Genomic DNA, 1,634 nt, shown 5'->3' with positions numbered 1-1,634 from the left:
GTACGGTAGGGAAAGCCATGTTAAATCTTGCATCAGCAGTAATACTGACATTAGCTAATCTGATTTACGCAGCCATAATCTACTTATCACTCCATGGCTGGTTGGTGGTGCATGAGCCAAGTGGCATGCAGTTGCTTATGCACTTGGTTGTTACCGCTCCATTGGTATTAATCACAACCATATGGTTTTTCTATTTGAGCGGGCAGAAAAAATGTAGCACCATTTTCTGGAAATTAAATCTTGTGGGTATCTTAATTCCTGTCATGAGCGTCCAGACCGGTGTCACTCACTATCACTTTGACAAGGTAGGCCTTGCAACATCGGTACTCGTGGCTGTGGGTATTTTTATCTTATTTATCAGTGCGGTGCGGCAGAATGCACACAGCTAACAAGGCCAGGCACAGCGACGGCTTTTTCGTTGCGGCTTCGCCTCCACTACAAAGCCGCGCGTGCTGGCGGCGTTAGAGCTACAAGGAAAAATATGAGAACAATTTCAATAATAAAATATACGTTTACAGTGGTCGGGCTTGGCATGCTAGTCGGGGCATTTTTCTTATTTACAAATACACAGGATTTTCTGAAGAATGCGCTAACAGCTGACGGGACAGTCGTAGAACTTGTACGCTCAAGATCAAGTGACTCAGATACATATAGACCGATGATTGAATTTATAACACAAGATGGTTCAACTATTGAATTCACCTCGTCGTCTGGAAGTAACCCTCCAAGTTATTCTAGAGGCGAAATTGTTGAAATTTTGTATCAAGAGACTTTTCCTGAGCGAGCTAAAATAAATGGTTTCTTTTCTTTGTGGGGTGCGCCAACTATTTTGGGGGGGCTAGGTTCGGTTTTTTTCCTCACTGGATTCTTAATCATACTGCTAGGAAGCTTGAAGGGTAAAAAGATTGAATATTTGAAAAAAAATGGGATTCCAATTAAGGCCAAATTTCAAAACGTGGAAATCAATGGCTCACTTGAAGTAAATGGTAGAAACCCATATAAAATTTGTGCTCAATGGAAAAACCCTACCACATCTGAAATACACTTATTTAGTAGTGAAAATATATGGTTCGATCCCACTGAGCACATTAATACTGATGAAATTACTGTTCTAATAGAAAGAGACAACCCCAAAAAATACCATGTTGACATTTCTTTTCTTCCTGAGATTGCAAGTTAAAATGGCTCTAACAAAAAGCTCAAGCCGACGCGCAAAAAGCGCGCTCGGCTTAGCTTAGCGTTATGTGTTGCAGGGGGGTGAAGATTGAAGAGAGTGTTTCTGGTTGCTTTGACCGTTGCCCTGAGCCTAATTGTAGGTGCGGCAGTAGGTTGGTGGGCAAATTCTCCAGGCATGGACCTATTGTGTTCTAAGCCCTTCGTTGCTGAGCTGGCAGAAGATGTGGAGGCTCAAGGAGTCACTGTTGAGGCCGGAACATTGGTTGATCTTCGTTCTTGTGAGTATGCCGAACGGTTTACTATCAACCTTTACTACCCGAAGCATCCGACGGCTCCAATATTTAAGCCAAGAAATAGTGCCCCGAATCTGGGGAATCATGGCGCAGACCAATATGAAATCAAAAAATCTGAAAAATAAACACATAACAATGCCATGCATGCGACAAGCGCATGATGGC

3 protein-coding genes are annotated in these 1,634 nt (G+C 42.7%); all 3 read left to right on the top strand.

Annotation, left to right across the window (positions count from 1 at the left end; genetic code table 11):
• Positions 1-389, top strand: a 389-nt coding sequence (locus tag ACT3RM_RS17735; protein WP_444511495.1) for a hypothetical protein, incomplete at its 5' end; no start/stop codon positions are given.
• 92 nt (positions 390-481) lie between these two features.
• Positions 482-1,180: a DUF3592 domain-containing protein gene (locus ACT3RM_RS17730; protein WP_444511494.1), complete on the top strand. Its 699-nt coding sequence runs from the start codon at positions 482-484 to the stop codon at positions 1,178-1,180.
• An 84-nt stretch (positions 1,181-1,264) separates the two neighbouring features.
• Positions 1,265-1,594 carry a hypothetical protein gene (locus ACT3RM_RS17725; RefSeq protein ID WP_444511493.1) on the top strand — a complete coding sequence of 110 codons (330 nt, stop codon included), beginning with the start codon at positions 1,265-1,267 and terminating at the stop codon, positions 1,592-1,594.
• The last annotated feature ends 40 nt before the right edge of the window (positions 1,595-1,634 follow it).

The organism is Pseudoalteromonas sp. AOP7-A1-14, assembly GCF_052376275.1.
In the GTDB taxonomy this organism is placed as follows: Bacteria; Pseudomonadota; Gammaproteobacteria; order Enterobacterales; family Alteromonadaceae; genus Pseudoalteromonas.
This window is presented reverse-complemented; position numbering and strand designations above follow the sequence as displayed.